Below are 23,245 nucleotides of genomic sequence, written 5' to 3' on the forward strand. Positions count from 1 at the left end.
CCATGAATCGCCGTTTCGTGCTGTCAATGCTGTGCCTGGGGCTTGCTGCCTGTTCGAGCCCGAACCCGTACACCGCCAGTTCGATGCCGATCCCGCCCGCGCCAGCCCAGGCCGCCGGCACCCTGGACCTGAGCGCCTACCCGGCACCGGCCCGCGACTACGGTCGCTATCGGACCTGGGCCTGGCTCAACGATCGCCTGCCGGCCGGCACCACCTGGGCCGATTCGGCGCAACTGGCCGAGATGGTCGGCAATGCCCTCGACGAGCAGGGGCTGCGGCCACGACGCGATGGCGCGCCGGCAGACCTGCGGGTGAGCGCCGATGTGCACCTGGAGAAACGCCTGCGCCAGGTCCAGGAGGACTATGGCTACGCCGGGGCTTATGGCGGGGGGCCGTATGGCAACCGCTACGGCGTGTACAACAGCGTCCCGATCGTACGCACCTATGAAGTCCAGGTGCTGGTGGCGCGTGTCAGTCTGTTCGACGCGGCGACCGGCCAGCCGGTCTGGAGTGCCAGCGCCGAAACGGCCAACCAGGGCAATCAGCTCGAACGCGCGGATGCTCTGCGCGAAGCGGTGCACAAAGCCCTGGCTGCCTATCCACCCAGCTAATCAACTTGCCAGGCTACCGGAGAAAAATCATGTTCCGCCGTCTTGCCTTAATGGCCTTTGCCGTACTGCTCAGCGCCTGCCAAACCGCCCAGGTCACCCACGACTTCGACGCCAGCCGCGATTTCGCCGGCTACCGCAGTTGGAGCTGGAAGGAACCCGCGCTGCAATATCGACCGGATGATCCCCGGATCAAGAGCGACCTGACCGAACAGCGGATCCGCCAGGCGGTCAGCGAGCAGCTGGACCAGCGCGGCTTACGCCCGGCCCCGGCCGGTGGCAAGGCCGACGTGAAGGTGCAGGCCTACCTGATCGTCGACAACCGCCAGCAACAGGTCAGCACCAACTACGGTGGCGGCTGGGGTGGCCCATGGCGTGGCGGCGGCCTGTGGGCGGGGCCGGGCTATACCGAAACCCGCAACATCGACTACCAGGTCGCGACGATCCAGGTCGACCTGTTCGACGGCAAGGACGGCAAGCTGGTCTGGCGCGGCAGCGCCGAGCAGGAGGTGAACAACCTGCCGACACCCGCCGAACGCAGCGCCGCGATCAACAAGACCGTGGCGCAGGTGATGGCGAACTACCCGCCAAGGTAAGTACTCGCCATACACCGTTGCCGCTGGGCATGGGCCCTGGAGCCAGGCTTCTCATGGTCGGCAGGGCCGTGGTAGTCCGTGGGTCCATGGTTGATTGGCGGTAATGAACAGACCCGTTGTGGCGAGCGGGCTTGCCCGCGCTCGACTGCAAAGCAGTCGCAAACCGGCCATCCCCGATCGACCGGACACACCGCGTGTCCGATTTCAGGGCTGCTGCGCACCCCAGCGCGGGCAAGCCCGCTCGCCACGAAAGCCCGGATGCCCGACGCAGTTCCGCCTGACCGCCAGGCCCCTTGCGCACGCCCCGCCCAGCCTTGACTACACTGGCATTCAATGCAGGAAAGTAAGCGCTCGGCCAGGTGCCGGCAAAGGAGTGCTCGATGTCTTTTCCTCGCCGTGCCCTGGTATTTCACGGTCCGTCGCGGCAACGCGGCGCTATTGGCCTGATGGCCGCCGTGACCCTGGGGATGGCACTGCTGTGCATGGTGGTGGTGGTCGATACCGGGCGGCTGTACCTGGCGAAACGGACCTTGCAACGGGTCGCCGATACAGCAGCGTTGGAGGCTGCCAGCCGGGGTGGCAACTGCCAGGCGGGGCTGAGTGCGGCTACTTACGCGACCCAAAGTGCCAACAGGAATGCCTTCGTAGTCGGTACGGGCAACACACTGACGACTACTTGCGGCACGCTGGTTACCGGGACCAACAATCTGCGTACCTTCAGCGTCGATGCGAGTAAGTCCGATGCCATCCGGGTCATTGCCAACAGTTCGGTGACGACCAGCATTGCTGCCGGAATCGGCTCCCTGTTTTCCAGCGGCCCAACCAATCTGAAAACCCAACTGACAGCCACAGCCGTGGCAGCAGCACCATTGCCCTATCTCGCACAGTTGAATATTCGCAGCACCCTGCTGAGTGTCGACACGACAAGGTCCAACACACTGAACCAGCTCTTTTCCGGACTGCTGGGGGGAAGCGTCAATATCAGCACCGCCGGCTGGGATGGCCTGGTCAAGACCAATGTCAATCTGCTCAGCTACATGAACCAACTGGCTATCTCGTTGGGAGTGACCGCAGGTGATTACACCGCCTTGCTCAATACCCAGGCCAGCGTGACGACATTCATAAAGGCAGCTGCGGACGTCCTGAATGTCAACGGTGGGACAGCTGCCGTGACGACTGCACTTGGCACTCTTCAGTTAGCCGCGACTGGAGCGAATCCGATAAAGCTGGGCGATCTGCTGAAACTCCAAACGGGTACCCTATCGAACGGGTTGAATGCCGACGTTCAGCTTTTTCAACTCATCCAGGCGTTCGTACAACTGGCGAACAAAAATGGGGCCGCAGCGGCAACGCTACCGGTAGGCATTCTCGGTATCGCAGGGGTCACGACCACATTAGGTGTCATTCAGCCACCTCAATTTTCAGCGATAGGCGACCCCAGGTTGGCAAAACTAAACCCTACCGGAGCAAACCAGATATACGTACAAACAGGCCAGATCAGGGCCCTGATATCCGTTGACCTCTCACTGATCAATGCAACCCTGCAACAGGTCAACACGGCATTAAAGTCTGTCGTTGAATCGATCAATACACTTCTGACTCCAGGCTGCCTCTTCGGTGGGACATGCACACAGACCGATTTGCAAGTGCTGCCCAACCTGAGCCTGGACATCGGCCTGGAGATCGGGACTGGAGCCAGCCGCGTCACAGACTACAGCTGCCCTGCGAATGGTGTTGGCAGCAAAAGCCTTTCGGCGAGTACCACCACGGCTGCGGGATCACTGAAAATAGGCCGTATAAACAAGACGATCTGGTTCTCCGGCTCGTCAGCTGAAAGTGTCAGTCCGTTAACCTTGGTCGATATCGGTAGCAAGGTCTGCCAGGGAACCAACTGCGGCCCCCGTACACCCTTCGCGGGAGGAGGGAGCGAATTGATCGTCAACATCCCACTGGATCAGGTGACCGTTCAGAACATGCTGTTCAACAATCCGCCCAATGTGAACAGTGGACAGACGCTGATCCAATCGGTCCCAAGACCAACCGCTCAGGGCATTCTGACGAACTCACTGAACAACCCGACTCTTATTGTTCATTCACCCACCCTCGGTGGCGGGCTGCTCGGGGTGCTCCTAAACACACTTTTATCGGTGCTGTCTCAGACCCTGACCACACTGACGACTGCCATTACTGGCCTACTGAGCAGCCTGATCACCCCTTTGCTGAACAACCTGTTGCTCAACCTGGGCATCGACATCAACAACGTGAGCGTCGGCGCCAACCTCACCTGCGGCCAGACCGGCAAGGCCTACCTAGTGATCTAGCACCAGCGGCAACTCGACACAGAACCGCGCACCGTCGTCGCCATTGCGTACACTCATCCGGCCGCCCATGTTCTCGACGATGCCGTAGCTCACCGACAGGCCAAGGCCGGTGCCGATGCCCACCGGCTTGGTGGTGAAGAACGGCTCGAAGATCCGCTCCAGCAGGCGCGGATCGATACCGCCGCCGTTGTCCTCGACGATCAGCCGCACCGCACGCTCGTCATGCTCGGCAGTCACCGAGATCCACGGTTCGAAATCGCGGTTCTTCTCGCGTTTGCTGAGCAATGCGTCGCGGGCGTTGACCATGAGGTTGATCAACACCTGCTCCAACTGGTCGACAAACCCGCGCACCTGCACCTCGAACTCGATCGGCGGCACGCGCAATTGCACGCCTTTGCCCTTCATGCCTTCGCTGAGCAGCGACAGGGTGCCCTCCACCGCCTGGGCCGGGTTGAACGGCGCGGCCTCGATTTCCGAACGGCGGCCGAACACCCGCATGTGGTCGACCACCCGTGCCGCGCGCTGGACCTGGGCGTCGATGCGGTTGAGTTTGTCCTGCAGGTAGTCGATCTGCACATCGCCGTTGCCCAGACGCTTGAGCACATTGACGATGGCCATGCGCATCACGTTCAGCGGCTGGTTGATCTCGTGGGCCAGGCCGGTGGCCATCTCGCCCAGCGTGGCCATTTTCGCGCTCTGGGTCAGTTGCTGCTGGGAGCGGCGCACTTCGGTGTTGTCGCGGCCCACCGCCTGGATTTCCTGCAACTTGCCCTGCGCATCGAACACGCCACGGTCCGACCAGACCCACCAGGCATGTTTGCGGCCAGGCAGTTGCAGGCTGATCTCGGCCGTGCTGACCGGCAGTTCGGGGGTCAGCTGCTCCAGGCGTCGAACGAACGCCGCATGCTGCTCCGGCGACATCCAGCTGGCGAGGTTCACCCCCGGCAGTTTTTCGGGCGTGCACTCAAGGTACTTGGCCAACGGCTTGTTGCCGAAGACCAGGGTCAGGTCCGGCCGGTAGCGGCAGATCATCGCCGGTGAATCCTCCACCAGGATCCGGTAGCGCTCTTCGCTTCTCTCGATGCGTTCGGCGGCCAGGGTCGCCTCGGTGACGTCCATCCACAGCCCCACCGCCTCCACCGGCAAGCCGAGGTCATCGCGCAACAACCTCGCCTCGTCGAGCAGCCAGTGGTAGTCGCCGCGCTGGTCCTGGAGTCGATAGCGACAGCTGACATGCCCTTCGCGCAGCAACTGACGGGTCCGCTCGAAATAACGGTCGCGGTCCTCGGGGTGAATCCATTGCGCCAGGCCGTCCCGGGTACAGTCGGCCAGGGTCCGGCCCAGTAGCGGCAGCAGGCTGTCGCTGAAGAACACCGGGACCAGCGCGCCCTCGTCGTAGCGCTGGACATAGATCACCGCCGGCGAACTGGCAATCAGGTTGTCCAGCCGCGCATGGGCGGCGGCGGCGGCCTGCTCCTGGTTCTTGACGTCGCTGATGTCGAGCATGAAACCGACCACCCGCTGCATCTCGCCCAGGCCCAGCGCCTGCCCCTGGAGCCGGTACCAGCGCGGATTGTCTGCGCTATCGTCCTGGTGCAGGCGCACGCAGAGCAGCATCGACTTGCCTTGGCGCAGGTCACGCAAGCAACTGTTCAGCTCCTCGCGGTCGGCAGGATGGATCACTGCCAGCCAGTCAGCCATCGACAGCAGCGATGTCGACTGGCCCAGCCCCAGCGTCTGGGCCAGGGGCGCGGCCAGTTGCAGTTCATCCCTGGCCGGCGACCATTCCCACCAGCCGGTACCGAGCAACTCCTGCAGGATCTCCAGGCGCTCCTGCTGCTGGAAGTGCAACTGCTGGCGGCGCCGGCCCAGCAGCGGCCCGGCCAGGGCCGCCACCAACTGCAGCCAATCCTGGTCGCTGAGCTGCGGGGCTCGTTGCCGGACCGGATAGAAACCGCACAGCAGCCAGGCCGCTACGCCGTGCTCGTCATGAAAGGGCACGAGCAGGCCATCGGCATTGCCCATCACACCCAGCAGGCGCGGGTACTCGCTGAGGCCGTCGCGCACGTCCAGGCGCAACGGCGCGGTACCGTTCAGGCTGTCCAGGCCGGTCCCCAGGGCCTGGCCTTCGTGCCACAGCGGTGGCGCATCGTGGGCGCGATAGTGGCTGTGCACCTGCCACTGCTGCCCAGGCTCATCCAGCAGCGCCAGGGCCAGACAGGGAACATGCCAGCGCTGGGCCAGCGCCTGCAGTTGCTCGGCCAGCACCTGGGGCAGCCGCGCCAGGCTGCACAGGCGCAATTGCTCACTCATCCGGGCGGCGAAGTGCTGCAGGTACTCACGACTCTCCGCCACCTGGTTGTCCTTGAGCAGGTCGCCGATATCCAGCGCCTGCAACAGCCAGCCACCTTGAAAGAGCTGGAGCCAACCGCGGGTGTGCACGACCTGCCCGGCCAGGCCATTGAAATCCAAATCGAGGATGTGTCCGAGCCAGTCCGCTGGCGCGCCCTCCACCGACAAGTGGCTGGACAATGCCAGCAGGTCGCGCAAGGGATAGGAGCCCTGCGGCGGCAAAGCCGCCAACCCATGCCGTAGCGGCCCGGCAACCTCCAGCACTCGACCTTCGCCGTCGAGGCGAATGCGCAACTCGGCAGCCGACACGGACGGCTCGGGCAGCGGGGTTGACGGCAGCTCGGCTCCCCGGCCCAGCAGACGGCCGAACAGCTTTTCCCCGGAACTCAAAACTGCATACTCGCGCTGGCACTGAGATTGGTCGGCAGGTTGGGCACCGTGCCAACTCCGGGCAGCACCAGGAAAGGCAACACATTGCGCAAGCGCGAAGTCGGGTACTGGATGCTGACCGTCAACAGTCCCCCCGTGTAGGTGGCGGTGATATCGCTGGCCGCGTTGAAATTCAACGCCGGTGGAATCCACTGCAAGCGCTTGGCCGCTGCGGCCACCGCCGTGTTCCGCAGCAGAAGACTATAGCCGGTACCGCTGGCCAGCGGGTCCACCTGCGCGCCCTGCCTCACGCCCTCGGCGGTCGCCGCATTGAACGACTGCACCATGAGCATCGGCAGGCTGTAGCTGATCAAACCGTAGAGCACCGCGAAGAAGATCACGAAGACCAACGCGAACTCGATGGCGGCGGCGCCTTTTTGCTGCTTGGGGAGGCCTGGGAGCATGACTGCGTCTACCCTGACAACTGCACATTGCTATCAGCATAGAATCATTCATCGGAAAAGGACGTTTTTTAGCCGATGCACAGCCTCATCCTGCTTGTCTGGTTCACACTCTGCGCGGCGCAAGACCTGCGCCAGCGGGAAATCGCCAACAGCCTGACTCTTGGTGGCTCGGCACTGGCCCTGTTCTATCTGCTCTGGAGTGGCAACACCTGGTTGGGAGCTACGGCCGAACAGGGCGGCTGGGCCTTCCTCCTGGCCCTGTTGCTGACCCTGCCAGGCTACGTTACCGCACGACTGGGCGCCGCCGACGTCAAGCTGCTGATCGCCCTGGCCCTGGCCAGCGACAGCCGCTACCTGCTGGGGACAGTCATCGGCGCCGGCGTGGCCAGCCTGCTCTGGCTGTGGCTGGGGCCCAGGCTCTGGCCCAGGTTGGGCAAACGCCCCCGGCAGGTGCTGCACAACCTCGAGCCGGGGGCCACGGACAAACAGCCATTCGCACCGTTCCTATGGGCCGGCCTGCTCTGCGCGACCGCCAGCATCCATTAGTCGCGACCGCGAGCTGCACAGGTGTACAGCTGGGGAAAGTGCGTCTACTTTTATTTTCAAGGCCCCAAGCTGCGCGCGTGGGCAGGGAACTCGTGGTCATTGGCTGGCAAAGCATGGAGTAGCGCGTGAACAAGCTTGTTTCTGAGGTGACGGTGCTGGTGGTCGATGACGAACCACTGATCGTGGAAGAACTCTGCGAGTTTCTTGAAAGAAGCGGCTATCGCTGTGTGCCCGCCCTATCCAGCCAGCAGGCCATTGAATGCTTCAAGGAGGACTCCGGCATCGCCCTGGTCCTGTGCGACCTGCATCTACCCGATCTGGATGGGGTCGAGCTGGTGCGCGAGCTGCAATACTTCGCCGGCAAACGCCGAATCTTCGAATCGATCATGCTGACCGGCCGCGCCGACAAGCAGGATGTGATCAAGGCCTTGCGCGCCGGCATCGCCGACTACTACCAGAAACCGGTCGACCTGGCTGAACTGCTCGAAGGCATCCAGCGCCAGGAAGCGGTCATCGCCGAACGCCGGCAGAACGAAAGCCTCGGGCACCTGAATCGGAAACTGCAGTTTCTCGCCGACTCTATCGACGACCTCTATCACGATCTCGACAGTGTCCGGCCACCACCGATGGCACGCCGCGAAGTCGCGACTGGCGAAGCGTCGGACGACGCGGACAGTCGCGAGAGCGCGCAGATATTCAGTCAACTGTCGCCCCGGCAGATCGACGTGGCGCGCCTGGTCGGCAAGGGCCAGACCAACTACCAGATCGCCTGTGAGCTGGGCATCACCGAAAATACCGTGAAGCTCTATGTGTCACAGGTGTTGCGGCTGACCCACATGCACAATCGCACGCAACTGGCCCTGGCACTCTCGCCCGGCGGATCGCGGCAGCGGGATGTGACGGCTCACTGAGACGGGTTACCGCTCACTTGCCTTTCAGCGAACCGCCCTCATCCTGCTTGTAGAAATCCGGAATCGGGTGTTTGTAGGCGTCCAGCCAGCGTTGCAGGGCCAGTTCGCGCTCGCTCGGGCTGGCTGCTTGGGGCGTGGGCGTACGCTGCTGTCCCTGGGGCTGCAGTTGCAGCCAGGTTTCCGTCTGCGCCTGGTAACGTGACGACGGTCCCGGCTCGATGGCCTGGACCACCGCCGACAGGCACAGACACCCCAGGGCAAAACCTGCTCGGTATTTCATATTGATCTCCCTTGCACCACTCACTTGACGGCAGACTCGCTGCTGCCGTCGACCGCCGCCATCCGATCCACGGCGGGCTTGTCCGGGCCCCTGAGTTGCTGGGCGCGGGCCTGGGCATCGCTGACCTGCTCGGGACTCAGGCCCAGGCGGGTCACCAGTTCCGCCGCCTGGCTCCAGTTATCCTGGTAGAGCAACAGCGTGACCAGGTTCACCGCCGCCAGTTGATCGGCCGGCTTGAGTTCGATGGCCGTGAGGAACTCGAAACGTGCATCCTCAAGCCGCAGTTGATTGAGGTAGACCACCCCCAGGTCGTTACGCACCCGTTCGTCCGTCGGAGCCAGCCGGGCCGCACGCAGCAGGTGGGCCATGGCCTGGCCGTAATCCTTGCGAGCCGCCGCCAACTGGCCGAGCCCATGCTCGCCCTCGGCCGCCAGGCAGGTGCCGAGCAGGCTGCGGTACAACGGCTCGGCCTCGGCACGGCCCAACTGCCGATAGACCCGCGCCTTGCGCAGGCGCACCTGGTCGAGGCTGTCCGGCAGTTTCTGCAGGTTGGCCAAGCTGGCGTGCAGCTTGCCTTCATTGGCCATGTCGTCCGCCAGGTTCAGCGCCAACTCATCGTCGTTACCCGGCTTGCCGCAACTGCCCCCCGCCAGCGCCGCCCACGGCGCACGACCATCACTGGCACAGCCGCCCAGCGCCAAGAGGACCAGCCCTGCAATCACTGCTTTCATCCCTTCACTCCCTGGTGTTTACGCCGCACTCGATATCAAACGGACCCAGTCCCCCCTAGGACGTGCCGAAGGCCCTGCTCAGCGCAGTAAAGCCCGGCCCGGCGAGAACGATCAGCAAGGCTGGAAACAGAAACACCATCATCACCACCGACATCTTTGCCGACATCTTCGAGATGTACTCCTGCAGGCGGGTCAGGCGGCGATCATCGAGCAACTGCTTGAGCGTCAGCAGCGATTTCATCGCCCCGCCACCCTGCTGGAGCAGTTGCTGGAGAATGACGCAGGTGTCGTCCAGTTCGTCGACCGCCAGCAGCCGGGCCATCTTGTTCAGTTCCTCACCCAATTGCAGCCCGGAGTCGACCCGTGCCAGGACCAGTTGCAGCTCCGCGCTCAAAACTGGCAACAGTTGCCGGGATTCACTGGCCAGCACTCGCAATGCCTGCTCCACGGCCATGCCCGACTCGAAGAGAATGCGCAGCAAGGGAATGAAGGTCGAAATCTCCGATACGACCTGCTGCTGGCGCCGACCGGCCGCCATCGCCAGCAGGCGCTTGGGTAGCAGGTAGCCGGTGGACAGTGCCAGGAATGGCGCAATCCAGGGCGAAGCCAGGCCGGAGAAGAACACCGTCTGCAGCAGCAGGACGACCGCCAGCATCAGCACGGGCAAACTGACCTGGCAGGCGGCAAACAGCGAGCGCTCGCTGGCCTTGCGCCAACCGATACGGTTGAGCAGCACCTGGGTTTCATTGTCGATACTCACCGAACGCTGGCCAAAGCGCGTCTCGCCCAGCGCGCGCACCCAGTCGCCCAGACGGCCCTGTTCACGCACCATGTGCCCCTGCAGGCGCTGCGTCACCGCCCGTTCACGCTGACGCGCCTGCAACAAGTCGCCGACGATCAGCACCAGGGCAGCGAGAAACAGCAGGGCACTCATCAACAGGACCATGTCACACGCTCCGCAACATGCGCCACAGCGCCAGGCAACCGAAGACCTGCAGGCCAAAGGCCAACAGCAACATCTGCTGCCCGCTCGGGTCCCGCCACATGTTCAACAGATAACCCGGATTGGTCAGCATGAAATACCCCGCCACACTGACCGGCAGAAGCGCCAGGACCACCGCCGTCATGCGCGTCTCGCCGGTCATCGCCCGCAGTTGCCGTGCCCCCTGCTCGCGCTCGCGAATCAGCTTCATCAGGTTTTCCAGCAGCTCGCTGGCGTTGCCGCCATAACGATGATTGACCTTCAGGCCGAGGGCCAGGAAGCGAAATTCCTCGCGTTCGTAGAACTCCGCGAAATCATTGGTCGCCTCCGGCAGGCTGACGCCGAGGTCGACGTTGCGCCGTATGCGCGCCATGGCCTCGCGCAATGGGTCGGCCGAGGTCTCGATACCGCCGAGGATCGCGTCGGCCAGGGTCTTGCCGGATTTCAGGCTACGCACCGCATAGTCGAGCAGTTGCGGCAATTGCTCGACCATTCGCCGCACCCGGCGCTGGTAGCGCCAGCCGAGGAATATCCGCAGGCCGAGCGGCGGCAGCAGCCACATGGCCAGCAGGCCGACCAACCCGGCCACCACCCCTCCCATGAATACCAGCAGCGCCCAGACGATCAGCCACAACATCAACCGCTCTCCCGGACGGTCCAGGCCGGCGCGCAGGAACAGGCGATCCAGATGGTTTCTCGCGGGGCTGCTGACCGTGGTGGCCCCCACCAATTCCGGCTGTCCCTCGGTCAGGCGGCTGAGCACCCGCTCGTTGCCGGTCTTGCGCATGCCCAGGTAGAACAGCCGCAACGAGAAGCCAAGCAGCAGCAGGCACATGAGACCGAGCAACAACGCAGCAAGCATGGCCAGTTCTCCTCAATCGTCGAAGGCCAGGTGCGACTCGCGCCGCAACTTGTCGCCCGCCGGGTTGACGGCTTCGCGCTGGAAGAGGCCGCTGCGGCGATCGAGACGGAACAGGGTATTGGTGACATAGATGTCATCACGCACGCCGACCACCTCCACCACTTCGCTGACGCAACGCCGGCCATCGGGCAGGCGGCTCAGCTGGATCACCACGTCCAGCGCCGCGCAGATCATCTGGCGCAGGGTTCTTTCCGCAATCTGGCGACCGGTCAGGCCCACCAGGGTCTCCAGTCGCAGCAGCGCATCCTGGGCGTTGTTGGCGTGCACCGTGCTCATCGAACCGTCGTGACCGGTGTTCATCGCCGTCAGCACGTCCAGTACCTCCACACCGCGAATCTCGCCGAGGATGATCCGGTCCGGACGCATCCGCAGGGCGTTGCGGATCAGGTCGCTGGACTTCACCTCGCCATGCCCCTCGGCATTCGGCGGGCGGGTTTCCAGGCGCACCACATGGGGGTGGTTGAGCTGCAGTTCGGCAACGTCCTCGATGGTGACCAGCCGCTGGTGGCGGTTGATCAGTTGACTGAGGATGTTGAGCAGCGTGGTCTTGCCGGTCCCGGTACCACCGCTGATGAGGATATTGCAGCGTTTGCCCACGGCGTCCTGGAAGAACTCGAAAATCGCCTGGTCGATGGTCTGCATCGCCACCAGGTCGTTGCTCTTGAGCATGTCCTTGCGAAACTTCCGGATCGACAGGCAAGGACCGTCCAGGGCAATCGGCGGAATGATCGCATTGACCCGACTGCCATCGGGCATCCGTGCGTCGACCATCGGCGATGACTCGTCCAGCCGCCGGCCAAGCGGCGCGAGGATCCGTTGGATGACCCGTTCGACGTGGTGATCGTCGATGAAACGCAGGTCACTCTGATGCAGCAGGCCATCGCGCTCGATGAACACCCGGTGCGGCCCGTTGACCAGGATTTCCGTGACTGCGGTATCGCGCAGCAGCACCTCCAGCGGTCCGAAGCCGGTCAGCTCATCGACGATCTCCTCCGACAGGCGCTCCATCTCGTAGCGGGAGATCGCCAGGTGCAACCTTGAGACATACTCGCCGACCTTGTCGATGACGAACTGGGCCAGGGACTGGCGCGAGCCTTCCAGCAGGTTTTTCCCCGACTCCTCGATCGCATCGATGATGTAGCGATGCAAGACCAGCTTGAGCCCTTCGTGATCGGTGTTGCTGGCTGAGGCACGGTTCTGGCCGCCGAACAGTTTCTCCGCCATCACTTGGTTCCCCAGATCCGGTTGAGCCAGCCCTCGGTGGCCTTCGCCCGCCCTTCGGAGCGCTTGGCCAGGCGGTCGCCCAAGGCCTTGAGGCCTTGGGTCAGGGCTTCGCGCGAGGCCAGTTCGAACAGCGTCTGGCCCTGGTTCTTCGCATTCATCCGTAGCTCGGCACTGAGGGGCAGGACCGACACCACCGGGAAGCCGAAGGTCTTGCCGAGGGTTTCGGAATCCGGTGAAACCCCCTTGAGATAACGGTCGACCAGCAGGCGCGCATGGTCGAGTTTCATGCCTTTTTCGCGCCACAGATTGAGTATCGCCAGGTTGCGCCGGCAATCGAGCACACTCTGGTCGGTGTACCAGAGCAGCTTGTCGCAATGACTGACGAAAGTGCGCAGCGCTTCGCTGTCGGACTGCCCGGTGAGGTTGACGATGATGTGCTGGAAATGCTGGCGCAAGGCGCTGAGCAGCATGTACAGCTCGGCGGCACTGGTGCGCTTGAGCGGCTCATCGGCGCTGGCGTAGGCGAGGATGCGCAGGCCCGCTTCGGCACGGGTGAAGGCACTGTCGATCATCGTCGCGTCCAGGCGGCGCAGGTGACGCAGGGCATCGCCAAAGTGGAACGAGCTTTCCAGGCCGAGCAGCGCCAGACTGTCGCCCCTGGGCAGGCCGAGGTCGAGCAGCAGGGTCTGCTGCCCGCTCTTCTGCACCACCAGCGCGAGATGGCTGGCCAGCAGCGCTCCGTCGGCATTGCCCTGGACGCCATAGAGCACGGTGAAACCGCCCAATTGCGCACTCGGAGCCACCGTTGGCAGGCGCTTGCTCAGACGCCGGACCAGCCCGGCCACTTCGCTGGAACGCGAGCCATAGGCGACGAAGTCACGGGCGCCTGCACGCATCGCGTTGAGCACCAACTGGTTGTCCATGCCATCGCCAAGGGCAACGATCGCCAGCATCGGCTTGGCCTCCAGCAAACCCTCGATCAGGGCGCTCTGGGCCACCAGGTTTTCCCGGTCGAGGCCAACGAAGATCAGCCCGGCAAAGGTGACATCCACCAGCGACAGCAACTCGTCGAGGCTGCCGCCGGCGCTGACCACCTGACCCAGCGGCGCCAGGGCGCCCTGCAGCCATTCCAGGTCGGTTTCGTTGCGGGTGATTGCCAGGAAGGTCTGGCTCAGACTCTGGCTCATTTCGATAGTCCAGTACGGCGGTCATAGTTGCCGTTGTCGAGGAAGAACAGCCGGAACCAGTTCGGGTCGTACTGCCGCAGCTTCTCGCCGGGCAGGCCGGGGAGCTGGGCATCCGCCGCCAGCGGCTGGACCAGGTGCGGAGTGACGATCATCAGCAGTTCGCGCTCTTCGCGCTGCAGGTTCGAGTTGCGAAAGAACGCACCCAGCACCGGGATCTCGCCAAGGCCGGGCAGCTTGTTGACCTGGGAACTGTTGCGCGTGCTGATCAGGCCACTGATGACGAAGCTCTCGCCGTCGGCCAGGGAGATGCTGGTGTCGGTGCGACGGATCGTCAGCGCCGGCACTGGAGTGCCGGAGATGGTCACCGCGTTGCTGTAGTCCAACTCGCTGACTTCGGGTGCCACCTTGAGGGTGATGCGATTCCTGGCGACCACCGTCGGCGTCAGCGTCAGGCGAATACCGAACTCCTTGTATTCGATGGTGACCGTGTCGCTGCCGCTGCTGGGCACCGGGATCGGAATCTCGCCACCGGCGAGGAAACTCGCGCTCTGCCCGCTCAAGGCCACCAGGCTGGGACGGGCGAGGGTGTAGGCGAAGCCACTGCCTTCAAGGGCATTGATCAACGCCCTCACGCGGCCACCACCGAAGCCAATGTTGAAGCTGCCGTTATCGTAGGGCAACGTATTGGTGACGACGCCCGTCGAGGCGTTGGTCACCAATGTGCCCGGGGCGCCGAACAGAAAATTGCCACCCTGGCCGAAGATCGCCGTACCGGCCTCCTTGAGCTTGGTGCGGCTGACCTCGACGAAGCGGATATCGGTCTGCACCTGGCTGGGCAGCGACGGGTCCGCCGAGGGTAGCACCGAGGCAGTGGTCAACCCCGCCGTGGCCTTGCCCTGGACGAACACCATGCTCTGGCGCGGCGCGCTGGCACAGGCGGTCCAGACCATCAGGCTGGTGGCTCCGGGGGCCATGCCGGTGAGCAGGAACGCCTTGTTGCCATTGGGGTGCACATCGGCAATTTTCGGATCACCCACTGCCAGCCGGGTGATTTCCACCGGCGACTGCAACACCTGTTGCAGCCCTTCCCCTACCTCGATTACCGGAGGCAGTTGCCCAAGGCCGCTACAGGCGGCCGGAGCCGCGTGGGCTATCGGCACCGACAGGCTTGCGAGGAACAAGGCCCAGACCACGCGTTTGACACTCGACAGAGTTCCACTCATCCAGAACTTCCTTGCAGATCAGGGCGTTTGTTGACTGACTTGGTTGCCACGAATCACCTCGATACCGTGGCCACGTTCTCCTCCCGTGGCCGCCGGGGCCTGCACCTTGGGCGCCCCGCCCAAGGCCAGTTGGGTGAACTGGAACAACTGGTGGCTGGCCGTATCGAGATTGGCCGCACCGACTTTCTCCCCGGCCCAGTAGCGCGGCAGCAGTTGCTCGTCGGCGCTGCGCACGGCCAGGCGCAAGGTGCCGACCTGGGTCGCCAGCATCAGCCGGCTCAACAGCTGTTCGGGGACTGCCAGCACTACGGTCCGGGCGGCGCGACGCAGTTCCTGCCTGGCCCGCTCATCGGCACTTTGCCCCGGCGTAGCGGGCTTGCCGTCACTGGTCAGGCCCAGTTGCTCGCCAACACCGAGCAGGCGCATCGCCGGAATCACCACCTGGGCCGACTGCTGCAGGTTGCTGGCGTCCTGGCGCAGGTACAGCAGCACATCGACATAGTCACCGGGGGCCAATTGCCCACCGACACCGATCACTTCATCCACCGCCACCGCCAGCGCGCGCTCGTCGGAATGGATCATGCGCGCCAACGGGCCGCCGGCCGCGAAACTGTCCTCACTGAGCCAGGTCCCGGCCTTCAGGGGCCGCCATGGGATGCGCTCCACCGCCTCCGGCAACGAGCTGAAGCTGCCGGGCGGTGCATTGCGCAGACGCTCGATCACCAGGTCGGCGGCTGTCAGGGGAACGAACGGGGGAACATCGTGAGCCAGCACCACCACGGGCTGGCGCGTCTGATCGTCGGCGCTGGATACGGCCGTAGCGTCCGCAGGCTGGTCGGCAGGGGCTTCGACCGGGGCGACGGGTACCGGCTGGCGACTGAGCATCAACCCCCAGTAACCGGCAATAAGGGCCGCGATCAACAGGATGACCGCCAGCCCCATGGTGACACGACTGTTCATGACGGCTCTCCCTTTCCTGCTGCGCAACCGTGAAACCATTGCATTCAGGCAGCTATGAACATCAACTTTTTCGCTATTTGAAGGTAGTCCAGCTAGGACGAAATGCCATTACCCAAGGGAAAATATCCGGAGAAATGAAAAAGAAAACCGACATTCATTGGCGTCAACCTTTGGATTAATACTTTGTGATTAATCCTTTCTTACAGTTGTTGCCCAGCATTTTGTTGACGATGCTGTGATGGCATAGGGAAACCATGTCGCAAGGCGGCTGATAGAGCGTTTAAAAGCGTAAGGAGTTGTCAGATGATCCTTGATTTCATTACCAGGCTGTATGTGCAGGTTCAGCTTTTCATGCAACGCAAAGAGGGTGCTTCCGGTATCGAGTACGCGATTGTGGCGGCCATGGTTGCAGTGATTATCCTTGGCTTCAGCACCGATATTTCCTCGAAGATAAGTAATCTGTTCAAAGGTATCAAAGATGGCCTGGGGACCTGACACCACTCCCTTCCCCTTCAAAGAGGCGCTAAACTGGAATACGAACCCAGTAACAGGAATCCCCCATGACTTCCTCTCTTCCCCCACGCCAACAGCTCCTTCTAGTGGATGACGAGGAGGATGCACTTCTGGAATTGGCCGAGCTGCTGGAGGGAGAAGGTTTTTCCTGCTTCACGGCGACCTCGGTCAAGCAGGCCCTGTTCCACCTGACCAAGCACCCCGACATCGCCCTGGTCATCACCGACCTGCGCATGCCGGAGGAAAGCGGCATGTCGCTGATCAAGCGCCTGCGCGAACACACCGCACGCCAGCACCTGCCGGTGATCGTGACGTCCGGCCATGCCGACATGGATGACGTCAGCGACATGCTGCGCCTGCAGGTACTGGACCTGTTCCGCAAACCCATCTATCACGTACGCCTGCTGGAAACCCTCAACAACCTGTTCCCGCAGCCACGGATCCACATCGTGGGTTCTTGAGTCCTCATCGATTTCCTGCTGGCTATAACACCGAAGTGGCCAAGCCTGACGGCCTACAGCTGGTAACTGAAGCTGAGGGTATAGCGCGGCCGCCGGTTGAAGGTGTCCAGGGCCCTGTCGGACATCGGCTTGGCCGCCTCCAGAGCGATGTTGTAGTAGCGCCCGTCACCGAAGCGAAAACCCACGGCCGCCGAGGACATGTCCGAGGTCTTGATAGGGGCGTCGTTGAACCAGGCCCGCGCCCGGTCCAGCACCACGTAGGGCTGCAGTACTTTCACCCAGTCCCCGTCACGGCTGAAGCTGTAGTTCAGCTCATAGGCCAGGCCCCAGCCCTTGTCGCCATTGCCTTGGTCATTCGGATAACCTCGACCGAAGTTCTGCCCGCCGAATACCGCCCGCTCGCTGTCCGGCAGATTGTCCCGGCTCCAGTACAGCGCTGCGGAAACCACGCCCTGCCAATGCTCGAAAAACCTGTCGCTCTGCACGCCCGATAACCGTAGCCGGAAGAAATCCAGGTCATACAGCGTGTTGCTGGTGCTGGCGCCCATGCCGTCGATACCCTGATAGACACCGGCACTGAGAATGCGCAGGCGCTGGGCATCCGACTTGCGCCACTCGCCCTCGAAGGCCAAGGCACGCAGGTCAGTCTTTTCCTCGATTTTCAGCGGCTGCCCGACGACCTGGTAGCGGGTCTTGTCGTTCACCCCATACAAGCGCCCGCCCAGGCTCAGCCACTGGTCGGAAGCCGCGATCAATGGATGGCTGACCCCCACGGAAAAACGATCGTTCTCGCGATGGGGCTGCAGCTCCAGGTTGTTGGCCAGCCTCAGGTTGCTGTCGGGGTCACTGCGATAGCGTGACCCCGACAGACTCAACTGGGTGCCTTCGGCATTCAGGAACTGGCTGTAGTCGATCCGGTAGTAACGCTCCTTGTCCTTGCCGGGCGGGAACAGGCCGCTCACGCTCAATTGCTCGCCCATGGAGGTCCAGGCATTGCTGTTGGCGCCAACCAAGCAGTGCCTGCAGGCTGTCGCGGCTACTGTCGACGGTGTTCAGTGAAGTGGTTGCGGCTCATCAGGCTGGTGTAGCGTTCGAAGGTCGTGCGGGTCAGCGGCCGCTCGGCCTTGAGCCTGGCCACCAGTTCGTCCAGCAAGCCGGAAACCGCGCCGATATCCCCCTGCAGTTGGTAGTCGCGAATGTAACCCTCCACCAAGACCACGCGAACCAGTCCCTGCTCGAAATTCTGCTGGGGCAGGAACGCGTAGGACAACAGGTAGCCGTCCTCCTGGTAACGCCGGGTGATACTGCGGGTCGCCTCGCGCCCCATCAACGGTTGGAAGTAGGCCGCCAGCGCCTGTCATGGATAGATCGTCCCACCCTTGATCTGCAGCTTGCCAATGTTCACCCGTGTTACCGTTGCCGAGATAACCGCTCGCTGTGCCCACCACATTCCCACCGTTGACGAGCAGCCCGCCTATGGTGCTGGCCAGGGCACATTGCCGCCGGCATCGGCAACCTTGGCGCCGGTATTGTCGAGTGTCGTGGCAACGCCGTTGAGCAGGCCACTGACCGGCGTACCCAGGCCCGTCGCACTGCCGACCTTGCCGGTGGTACTTTCCGCCAGGGCAATCACCGGCACCAGCCGGTCGCCGACACCCTGGGTCAGGTTGGCCAACGGCCCGCTCGTCGCGGCCGTACTGAGGGCATTGCCATCGGTTCCGAGTTGCCCAAGGCCCGTGCTCAACCCGGAACTCAAACTGCTCACCGCGTCACCGGTCGAGTCCACCGTCGGTCAGGGCTGTAACCCCCGGAATCGGCAGCGCAGCGCGGTTGATCCCCAAGGTACTGACCAGTCCACCGACCACATCGGTAGTCGAGCCCGTACCGCTGGCGACCCTGCTGGTGACGAAGGGGCTGACCGTGCCACCGCCGCTGCCGTCCTCGCCCCCCGAACCGCCGCCGCTGCCGCCAGACCCCGAGCTGCCATCCGAGGCGCTGGTCTGGCTATGACTGCCGCCTCCACCGCTGCTACATCCCGAGAGCCCTACTGTCACCGCCAAGATCAAGGCGGTACCTGTTTTCCACCATAGTTGAGTGTTCATGATAGAGATTCCTTGCACCTGCGAACTGCCTGTTATTGTCTGGAAGAGACTCGGCTGCATGCCTGAGAAATACTTCCAACCGCATGGACATGACAGTCCTGAACCCCTCGTTCGACAACACTCGATTTGGTATTAATGACTAACTACAGCCCCGAGGACATTGACCAACCAGCTAACACGAATTAAATCAAAGCCTTCTAACATCAACCAATAAAAGCCTTATCTGTCATAGGTTTACAAAACCCCACAGCAATTCGCTGGCGCCGTTAAACCTAAGTTATATATATACAATTTACGACCAAAAAATCCTTGCCCGGCACTTGCTTTAACGAGCGCAGACAAGTAAGCGAACACCGGCGTCGGCCTCTCATCCACTGCCCGCGTTTCAGGGTCTTTGCGGCCACGACGCTTTCCCCTCGCAGAGCTCCTGGCCTTCGGGAACTTGGCTGCCAGTTTCATGGCCAAAGGCTACAATCCATCGCCACATTGCTCATCAGGGTAGGCACATGCAGGTAGAAAGCTTTTTCGGGTGGCTGGGCCAGGTACTGGGATCGGCGATACGTTTCATCGTCGACGGCCTGAGCGGGTTGTTCAACCTGCTGACCCATGCCGGCGGCAACTTCGTCGATGGCCTCGCCCATGCCTTGGGCATGGACACTTCACTGATCAGCATCCTGGCCCTGATCGTCGGGCTGCTGTTCCTTTACTCGGCAATCCGCGCCTTCATGCGTGCCTCGGTCATCATCGGCATCATCTGGCTGCTGCTTGGGCTCTGGCTGCTGAGCTGGATCATTCACTGACGACCGCCAGGCAACCCACGGCTACAATGCGCGCTCTTGCGAGGAGCCTGCATGTCCACCCTGATCGCTGACTGGCGCGACCGCCCAACCCACCGCCGGGTCTGGGCGCTTGCCGCACCGATGATCCTGTCGAATATTTCCGTTCCGCTCGTGGCCCTGGTCGATAGCACGGTGATCGGCCACCTGCCCCATGCCCATCAACTGGGTGCCGTGGCCGTGGGCGCGAGCCTGTACATCTTCCTCGCCTCGGCCATGGGCTTCCTGCGGATGGGCTCCACCGGCTTTGCCGCGCAAGCGGCCGGGCGGGGGGACGGCACAGCGTTGCGGCAAATCCTGCTGCAGGGGCTGCTGCTGAGCCTGGTGCTCGCCCTGTTGCTTGGGGCGATCGCGCTGCCGTTCAGCCATCTCGCCCTGGAAGCCATGCAGCCCTCGGTCGAGTTGCAGCAACTGACCCTGGATTTTTTCCACGCGCGCCTGTTCGGACTGCCCGCAGCCCTGGCCAGCTATGCACTGGTCGGCTGGTTTCTCGGCACCCAGAACGCACGGGCGCCACTGCTCATCCTGCTGGGCACCAACCTGATCAACATCGCCCTGAACCTGTGGTTCGTGCTCGGCCTCGACTGGGGCGTGGTCGGCGCAGCACGCGCGTCGGTCATCGCCGAATGGAGCGGAGCCCTGCTCGGCCTGGCACTGACCGGCAACGCCCTGCGCCGGTACCCCGGCAAGCTGGCCTGGGCGACGCTGACCCTATGGCAGAACTGGCGACCGCTGCTGACGGTCAATCGCGACATCTTCATCCGCAGCATGGCGCTGCAATCGGTGTTTTTCCTGATCACGGTACAAGGTGCCCGCCTGGGCGACGCCACCGTCGCCGCCAACGCCCTGTTGCTCAACGGCCTGTTGCTGACCGCCCACGCCCTCGATGGCCTGGCCCATGCGGTGGAAGCCCTGTGCGGGCATGCCATTGGCGCCGGGCAGCGCCAGACCCTGCGCCGCGCCCTGGTGGTCGCAACCGGCTGGTCACTGTTGGCCAGCATCGCGTTCGCCGGGCTGTTCCTGCTCGGCGGCCATCTGTTCATCACTGCGCAGACCGACATCCCCAGCGTGCGCGAAACCGCCTTCGGCTATCTGCCCTACCTGGCGGTGCTGCCCCTGGTCGCGGTCTGGAGCTACTTGCTCGACGGCCTGTTCATCGGAGCCACACGGGCCCGGGAGATGCGCGATGCGATGTTGGCAAGCGTACTGGTCTCCCTGCCCATCGCCTGGGCCCTGAGTGGCTACGGCAATCATGGACTGTGGATCGCGTTCCTGCTGTTCATGGCATTGCGCAGCCTGACCCTGGCCGCCTGTGCCTGGAAGTTGCACCGCCAGGATCGCTGGCTCGGCAACCCGATGCAATAGCGCGCCACAGGGCTCAACCATGCGCGCGCATCCAGGCCAGGCGTAGATTCTCCAGGCGCTGCGCGGGCGTTTCGCCCGGCAGGCCACCGGGAAGTGACGCCGCCGGGTACCTGGCCCGCAACCACAACCAGTCATCGAGCATGCCACTGTCGCGAAAGCCCTGGGCAACGCCTTCCTGCAGATGGCTCCAGGTCTTGTCGTAATCGTGGCCACTGGCCTGGCTCCACTGGTAGGCATGCCGCTCCAGCAGGCAGTCCTGCAACCGTCGTTGCTGTCCGCCGCTGAGCGTTTCAAGAACGCCGAGCGCCGGGCCGGCCAACTGCGGGTTGATCAGTTGCAGCCAGCCGAGGCTGCCGGCAGCCTTGTCGGCCCAACTGCCGCCATACCAATAGAGCAAGCTGATCGGCCCGAGCCAGCGGCTCAATTCCCGGCTGTCGGTGCCATCGAAAAAGTAGCTGGCGGTTTGCGCGTTGTAGTAGCTGAGCGCACCCTGACGCTCGCCGTCGAAACGCACCACCAGCATCTGCCGCAGGTGGGCCAGCAAGACCGAGGCCGGAGCGCGGCTGCGCAGGAACAGGCCACTCCAGGCCGTGGGCCGGCTCTGGCTCACCCTCGCCAATGGGCAATCGTTCGCCAACCGGAGCAGGCGCGGCCCCCAGTCGCGCACCCCATGGAACGACGTGCCCTCAAACAGCAGATGACTCTCGTAGTGCCCGTAGCGTTCGTGCAACGCCGCAACCAGTCCGGGAGCCGCCGGGATATCCAGCAACAGCCATAACCCCCCCGCGCTCACGGCACGCAGCCCTGGCCATCAGCCGCAGTCCCCCGGCAGCAGGGGGTTGGCCAGCCAACTGGCGCGGGCAAGCACAGTTGCACCAGTGGATGCCCCGCGCGCAGCAGCTCGAAGGCCGGAACAACCGACGGCCGCGGCCCATCCGTAACCGCCGCTGGCACTGGCTGGATATCGGCACGCCCGACAATCTGCGGCCGGTCAGGATCGCCACCAACAAAGCGCACCCATATCGGCGAGCCCGGCTTCAGACCTGCCATGAACGCCTCGACGTCAGCCACCGCCGAACGGTCCAGCGGCAGCCGGCAGGCTCCCTGCCGGGCGCCTTCGCCCTGGTAGAACACCCGCAGTTGCACCGCCAACCGGCCGGCCCCGTCGCAGGCTGCGCCGCCCTCGCCGGCGGCTACCCAGGCCCGGAACAGTCCCGGCAACCGCGGTTTCGGATAATGGAGCGGGCGCAAGGTGACTTCCCAGGACGTCGCACTGAACAGGTTGCGATAGAACACTGCCTGCGGCTCCATGCTGCTGTCGCCACGATGCTCGAGCGCCGTGACCAGCCACAGGCGATTCCAGGGCGCGTGTGGATGGCCGGCCAGTGGGAGAAAGGTTGCGCAATGCAGCCCTGGCAGGTCGCTTTCGCCATGCGCCAGCTCTGCGCCACGTCCGCCACGCCGACCGACCGGCCCCGACAGGCTGACGCAAAATTCTTCCACCCCACCCCCACCGTCCGGACAGAAGCGGGCTTCCCCGCCACGACGCAGGGCTCCCAGCCGGTTGGCGAAAACCAGGCAATGACTGTTACGGGAATGCTCGAAGTGAAAGTGAATGCCTTCCTCGGCACAGAGTCGCTGGACGAAGCGCAGGTCGGACTCGTCGAACTGCATGCAATACGGCCGCAGGGTGCGGCGCCCCTTGAGGGCGAAACGAAACGCGCCCTTGCGCAGGCCATGCTCCGCGAGTACCTGGGCAATGATGCCGGGGACCGTGCGCTGCTGGAACAGCCGTCGCCGCGAACGCAGGGCCAGGGCACCGATACGCGGCCCCAGGGACAGCCGGCAATGTCCTGGTGGCAGGTCGCCGCCGTGCAGGTTGACCCCTTGTATCTGCGCGTGGATGCCCTGGCCGTCCGCTCCCAGTTGCAAAAAACAGCTGCGGTACATCAGCGCCCCCGGATCGATCCCGATCGTCTCGCCGGACACGTCCAGCTCGAAGGCAAACAGTTGGCTGACCGCCTCCTGGCCGCTGAAGCAGGTGACCGCCAGGGGACTGGACAAGCCGGCAACCTCCAGGCGGAAAAACGGCTCGCTGGCTGGATCGAACATGGGGATTCCTCTACATGGGCCCGACTTTGATCCGGGATTTTCGCCGAGAGACAAGAACGAGTAGAGGGCCGAGCAGGCGTTAGAGAAATAACCTACGCAAAACGCAGAAACGATGAAGCCGCCACTTTGCTTTTGCATAAAAAAACCCACTACAGGGAGTGGGCTTTTTCAACAATCAGA

At 63.4% G+C, this 23,245-nt stretch carries 23 protein-coding genes and 1 pseudogene; 9 read left to right on the forward strand and 15 right to left on the reverse strand.

Annotation, left to right across the window (positions count from 1 at the left end):
- Positions 1–2 precede the first annotated feature (2 nt).
- The 3 genes from AC6I6U_RS32485 (at position 3) to AC6I6U_RS32495 (ending at position 3,525) form a co-directional block, all read left to right on the forward strand.
- Positions 3–611 (forward strand): DUF4136 domain-containing protein, encoded by a 609-nt coding sequence (locus tag AC6I6U_RS32485; RefSeq protein ID WP_497880000.1) that lies wholly within the window; start codon positions 3–5, stop codon positions 609–611.
- A gap of 29 nt (positions 612–640) precedes the next feature.
- Complete coding sequence (locus tag AC6I6U_RS32490; RefSeq protein WP_497880001.1) at positions 641–1,204, forward strand: DUF4136 domain-containing protein; 564 nt, start codon at positions 641–643, stop codon at positions 1,202–1,204.
- Positions 1,205–1,584: 380 nt separating this feature from the next.
- Positions 1,585–3,525 carry a pilus assembly protein TadG-related protein gene (locus AC6I6U_RS32495; protein WP_497880002.1) on the forward strand — a complete coding sequence of 647 codons (1,941 nt, stop codon included), beginning with the start codon at positions 1,585–1,587 and terminating at the stop codon, positions 3,523–3,525.
- On the opposite strand, the gene AC6I6U_RS32500 is transcribed toward AC6I6U_RS32495, so the two are convergent.
- Together AC6I6U_RS32500 and AC6I6U_RS32505 are read right to left on the reverse strand one after the other, a co-directional pair.
- Positions 3,514–6,267, reverse strand: coding sequence for an ATP-binding protein (locus AC6I6U_RS32500; protein ID WP_497880003.1), 2,754 nt, complete (start codon positions 6,265–6,267; stop codon positions 3,514–3,516). The two genes, AC6I6U_RS32495 and AC6I6U_RS32500, sit on opposite strands and share 12 nt — an antisense overlap.
- Positions 6,264–6,710 (reverse strand): TadE/TadG family type IV pilus assembly protein, encoded by a 447-nt coding sequence (locus tag AC6I6U_RS32505; RefSeq protein ID WP_497880004.1) that lies wholly within the window; start codon positions 6,708–6,710, stop codon positions 6,264–6,266. Before AC6I6U_RS32505 ends, AC6I6U_RS32500 begins: the two co-directional genes overlap by 4 nt.
- Before the next feature lie 75 nt (positions 6,711–6,785).
- On the opposite strand from AC6I6U_RS32505, the gene AC6I6U_RS32510 reads away from it, so the two are divergent.
- The gene (locus tag AC6I6U_RS32510) at positions 6,786–7,256 is read left to right on the forward strand and encodes an A24 family peptidase (RefSeq protein ID WP_497880005.1); all 471 of its coding nucleotides are present in this window, start codon (positions 6,786–6,788) and stop codon (positions 7,254–7,256) included.
- Between the two features lie 125 nt (positions 7,257–7,381).
- Positions 7,382–8,167 carry a response regulator gene (locus tag AC6I6U_RS32515; protein WP_497880006.1) on the forward strand — a complete coding sequence of 262 codons (786 nt, stop codon included), beginning with the start codon at positions 7,382–7,384 and terminating at the stop codon, positions 8,165–8,167.
- 13 nt (positions 8,168–8,180) lie between these two features.
- Here AC6I6U_RS32515 and AC6I6U_RS32520 read toward each other — a convergent pair whose 3' ends face one another.
- The 8 genes from AC6I6U_RS32520 to cpaB are packed head-to-tail and all read right to left on the reverse strand — an operon-like array spanning position 8,181 to position 15,676.
- Positions 8,181–8,447 carry a DUF3613 domain-containing protein gene (locus AC6I6U_RS32520; protein ID WP_497880007.1) on the reverse strand — a complete coding sequence of 89 codons (267 nt, stop codon included), beginning with the start codon at positions 8,445–8,447 and terminating at the stop codon, positions 8,181–8,183.
- Positions 8,448–8,467: 20 nt separating this feature from the next.
- Complete coding sequence (locus tag AC6I6U_RS32525) at positions 8,468–9,178, reverse strand: hypothetical protein (RefSeq protein WP_497880008.1); 711 nt, start codon at positions 9,176–9,178, stop codon at positions 8,468–8,470.
- 55 nt (positions 9,179–9,233) lie between these two features.
- Positions 9,234–10,124 carry a type II secretion system F family protein gene (locus AC6I6U_RS32530; protein ID WP_497880009.1) on the reverse strand — a complete coding sequence of 297 codons (891 nt, stop codon included), beginning with the start codon at positions 10,122–10,124 and terminating at the stop codon, positions 9,234–9,236.
- A gap of 1 nt (position 10,125) precedes the next feature.
- The gene (locus AC6I6U_RS32535; protein WP_497880010.1) at positions 10,126–11,022 is read right to left on the reverse strand and encodes a type II secretion system F family protein; all 897 of its coding nucleotides are present in this window, start codon (positions 11,020–11,022) and stop codon (positions 10,126–10,128) included.
- A 12-nt stretch (positions 11,023–11,034) separates the two neighbouring features.
- A complete protein-coding gene (locus AC6I6U_RS32540) occupies positions 11,035–12,306 on the reverse strand; it encodes a TadA family conjugal transfer-associated ATPase (RefSeq protein WP_497880011.1) in 1,272 nt (423 codons plus the stop codon).
- The gene (locus AC6I6U_RS32545) at positions 12,306–13,493 is read right to left on the reverse strand and encodes a CpaE/TadZ family protein (protein WP_497880012.1); all 1,188 of its coding nucleotides are present in this window, start codon (positions 13,491–13,493) and stop codon (positions 12,306–12,308) included. Before AC6I6U_RS32545 ends, AC6I6U_RS32540 begins: the two co-directional genes overlap by 1 nt.
- A complete protein-coding gene (locus AC6I6U_RS32550; RefSeq protein WP_497880013.1) occupies positions 13,490–14,716 on the reverse strand; it encodes a type II and III secretion system protein family protein in 1,227 nt (408 codons plus the stop codon). The genes AC6I6U_RS32545 and AC6I6U_RS32550 overlap by 4 nt, the downstream gene beginning before the upstream one ends.
- A gap of 18 nt (positions 14,717–14,734) precedes the next feature.
- Positions 14,735–15,676, reverse strand: coding sequence for a Flp pilus assembly protein CpaB (gene cpaB / locus AC6I6U_RS32555; protein WP_497880014.1), 942 nt, complete (start codon positions 15,674–15,676; stop codon positions 14,735–14,737).
- Between the two features lie 303 nt (positions 15,677–15,979).
- Here cpaB and AC6I6U_RS32560 point away from each other — a divergent pair, with 303 nt between their 5' ends.
- Together AC6I6U_RS32560 and AC6I6U_RS32565 are read left to right on the forward strand one after the other, a co-directional pair.
- Positions 15,980–16,171, forward strand: coding sequence for a Flp family type IVb pilin (locus AC6I6U_RS32560; protein WP_497880015.1), 192 nt, complete (start codon positions 15,980–15,982; stop codon positions 16,169–16,171).
- A gap of 65 nt (positions 16,172–16,236) precedes the next feature.
- Positions 16,237–16,650 (forward strand): response regulator, encoded by a 414-nt coding sequence (locus AC6I6U_RS32565; protein ID WP_497880016.1) that lies wholly within the window; start codon positions 16,237–16,239, stop codon positions 16,648–16,650.
- Between the two features lie 53 nt (positions 16,651–16,703).
- On the opposite strand, the pseudogene AC6I6U_RS32570 reads toward AC6I6U_RS32565, so the two are convergent.
- From AC6I6U_RS32570 to AC6I6U_RS32580, 3 genes and pseudogenes are all read right to left on the reverse strand, one after another.
- Positions 16,704–18,061, reverse strand: a pseudogene (locus tag AC6I6U_RS32570) (ShlB/FhaC/HecB family hemolysin secretion/activation protein); the annotation flags it as partial.
- A 63-nt stretch (positions 18,062–18,124) separates the two neighbouring features.
- A complete protein-coding gene (locus AC6I6U_RS32575) occupies positions 18,125–18,415 on the reverse strand; it encodes a collagen-like triple helix repeat-containing protein (protein WP_497880017.1) in 291 nt (96 codons plus the stop codon).
- Between the two features lie 4 nt (positions 18,416–18,419).
- Positions 18,420–18,752 (reverse strand): hypothetical protein, encoded by a 333-nt coding sequence (locus tag AC6I6U_RS32580; RefSeq protein ID WP_497880018.1) that lies wholly within the window; start codon positions 18,750–18,752, stop codon positions 18,420–18,422.
- Positions 18,753–19,258: 506 nt separating this feature from the next.
- Between AC6I6U_RS32580 and AC6I6U_RS32585 the strand changes: the two genes are divergently transcribed.
- Entirely contained in the window at positions 19,259–19,552 is a 294-nt protein-coding gene (locus tag AC6I6U_RS32585) for a hypothetical protein (RefSeq protein WP_497880019.1), read from the forward strand.
- A 51-nt stretch (positions 19,553–19,603) separates the two neighbouring features.
- Positions 19,604–20,953, forward strand: coding sequence for an MATE family efflux transporter (locus tag AC6I6U_RS32590; RefSeq protein ID WP_497880020.1), 1,350 nt, complete (start codon positions 19,604–19,606; stop codon positions 20,951–20,953).
- A gap of 13 nt (positions 20,954–20,966) precedes the next feature.
- On the opposite strand, the gene AC6I6U_RS32595 is transcribed toward AC6I6U_RS32590, so the two are convergent.
- The gene (locus AC6I6U_RS32595; RefSeq protein ID WP_497880021.1) at positions 20,967–21,746 is read right to left on the reverse strand and encodes a DUF4123 domain-containing protein; all 780 of its coding nucleotides are present in this window, start codon (positions 21,744–21,746) and stop codon (positions 20,967–20,969) included.
- Positions 21,743–23,065 carry a contractile injection system protein, VgrG/Pvc8 family gene (locus tag AC6I6U_RS32600; protein WP_497880022.1) on the reverse strand — a complete coding sequence of 441 codons (1,323 nt, stop codon included), beginning with the start codon at positions 23,063–23,065 and terminating at the stop codon, positions 21,743–21,745. Before AC6I6U_RS32600 ends, AC6I6U_RS32595 begins: the two co-directional genes overlap by 4 nt.
- Between the last annotated feature and the right edge of the window lie 180 nt (positions 23,066–23,245).

The organism is Pseudomonas sp. UTLPPB19802 (genome assembly GCF_059730225.1).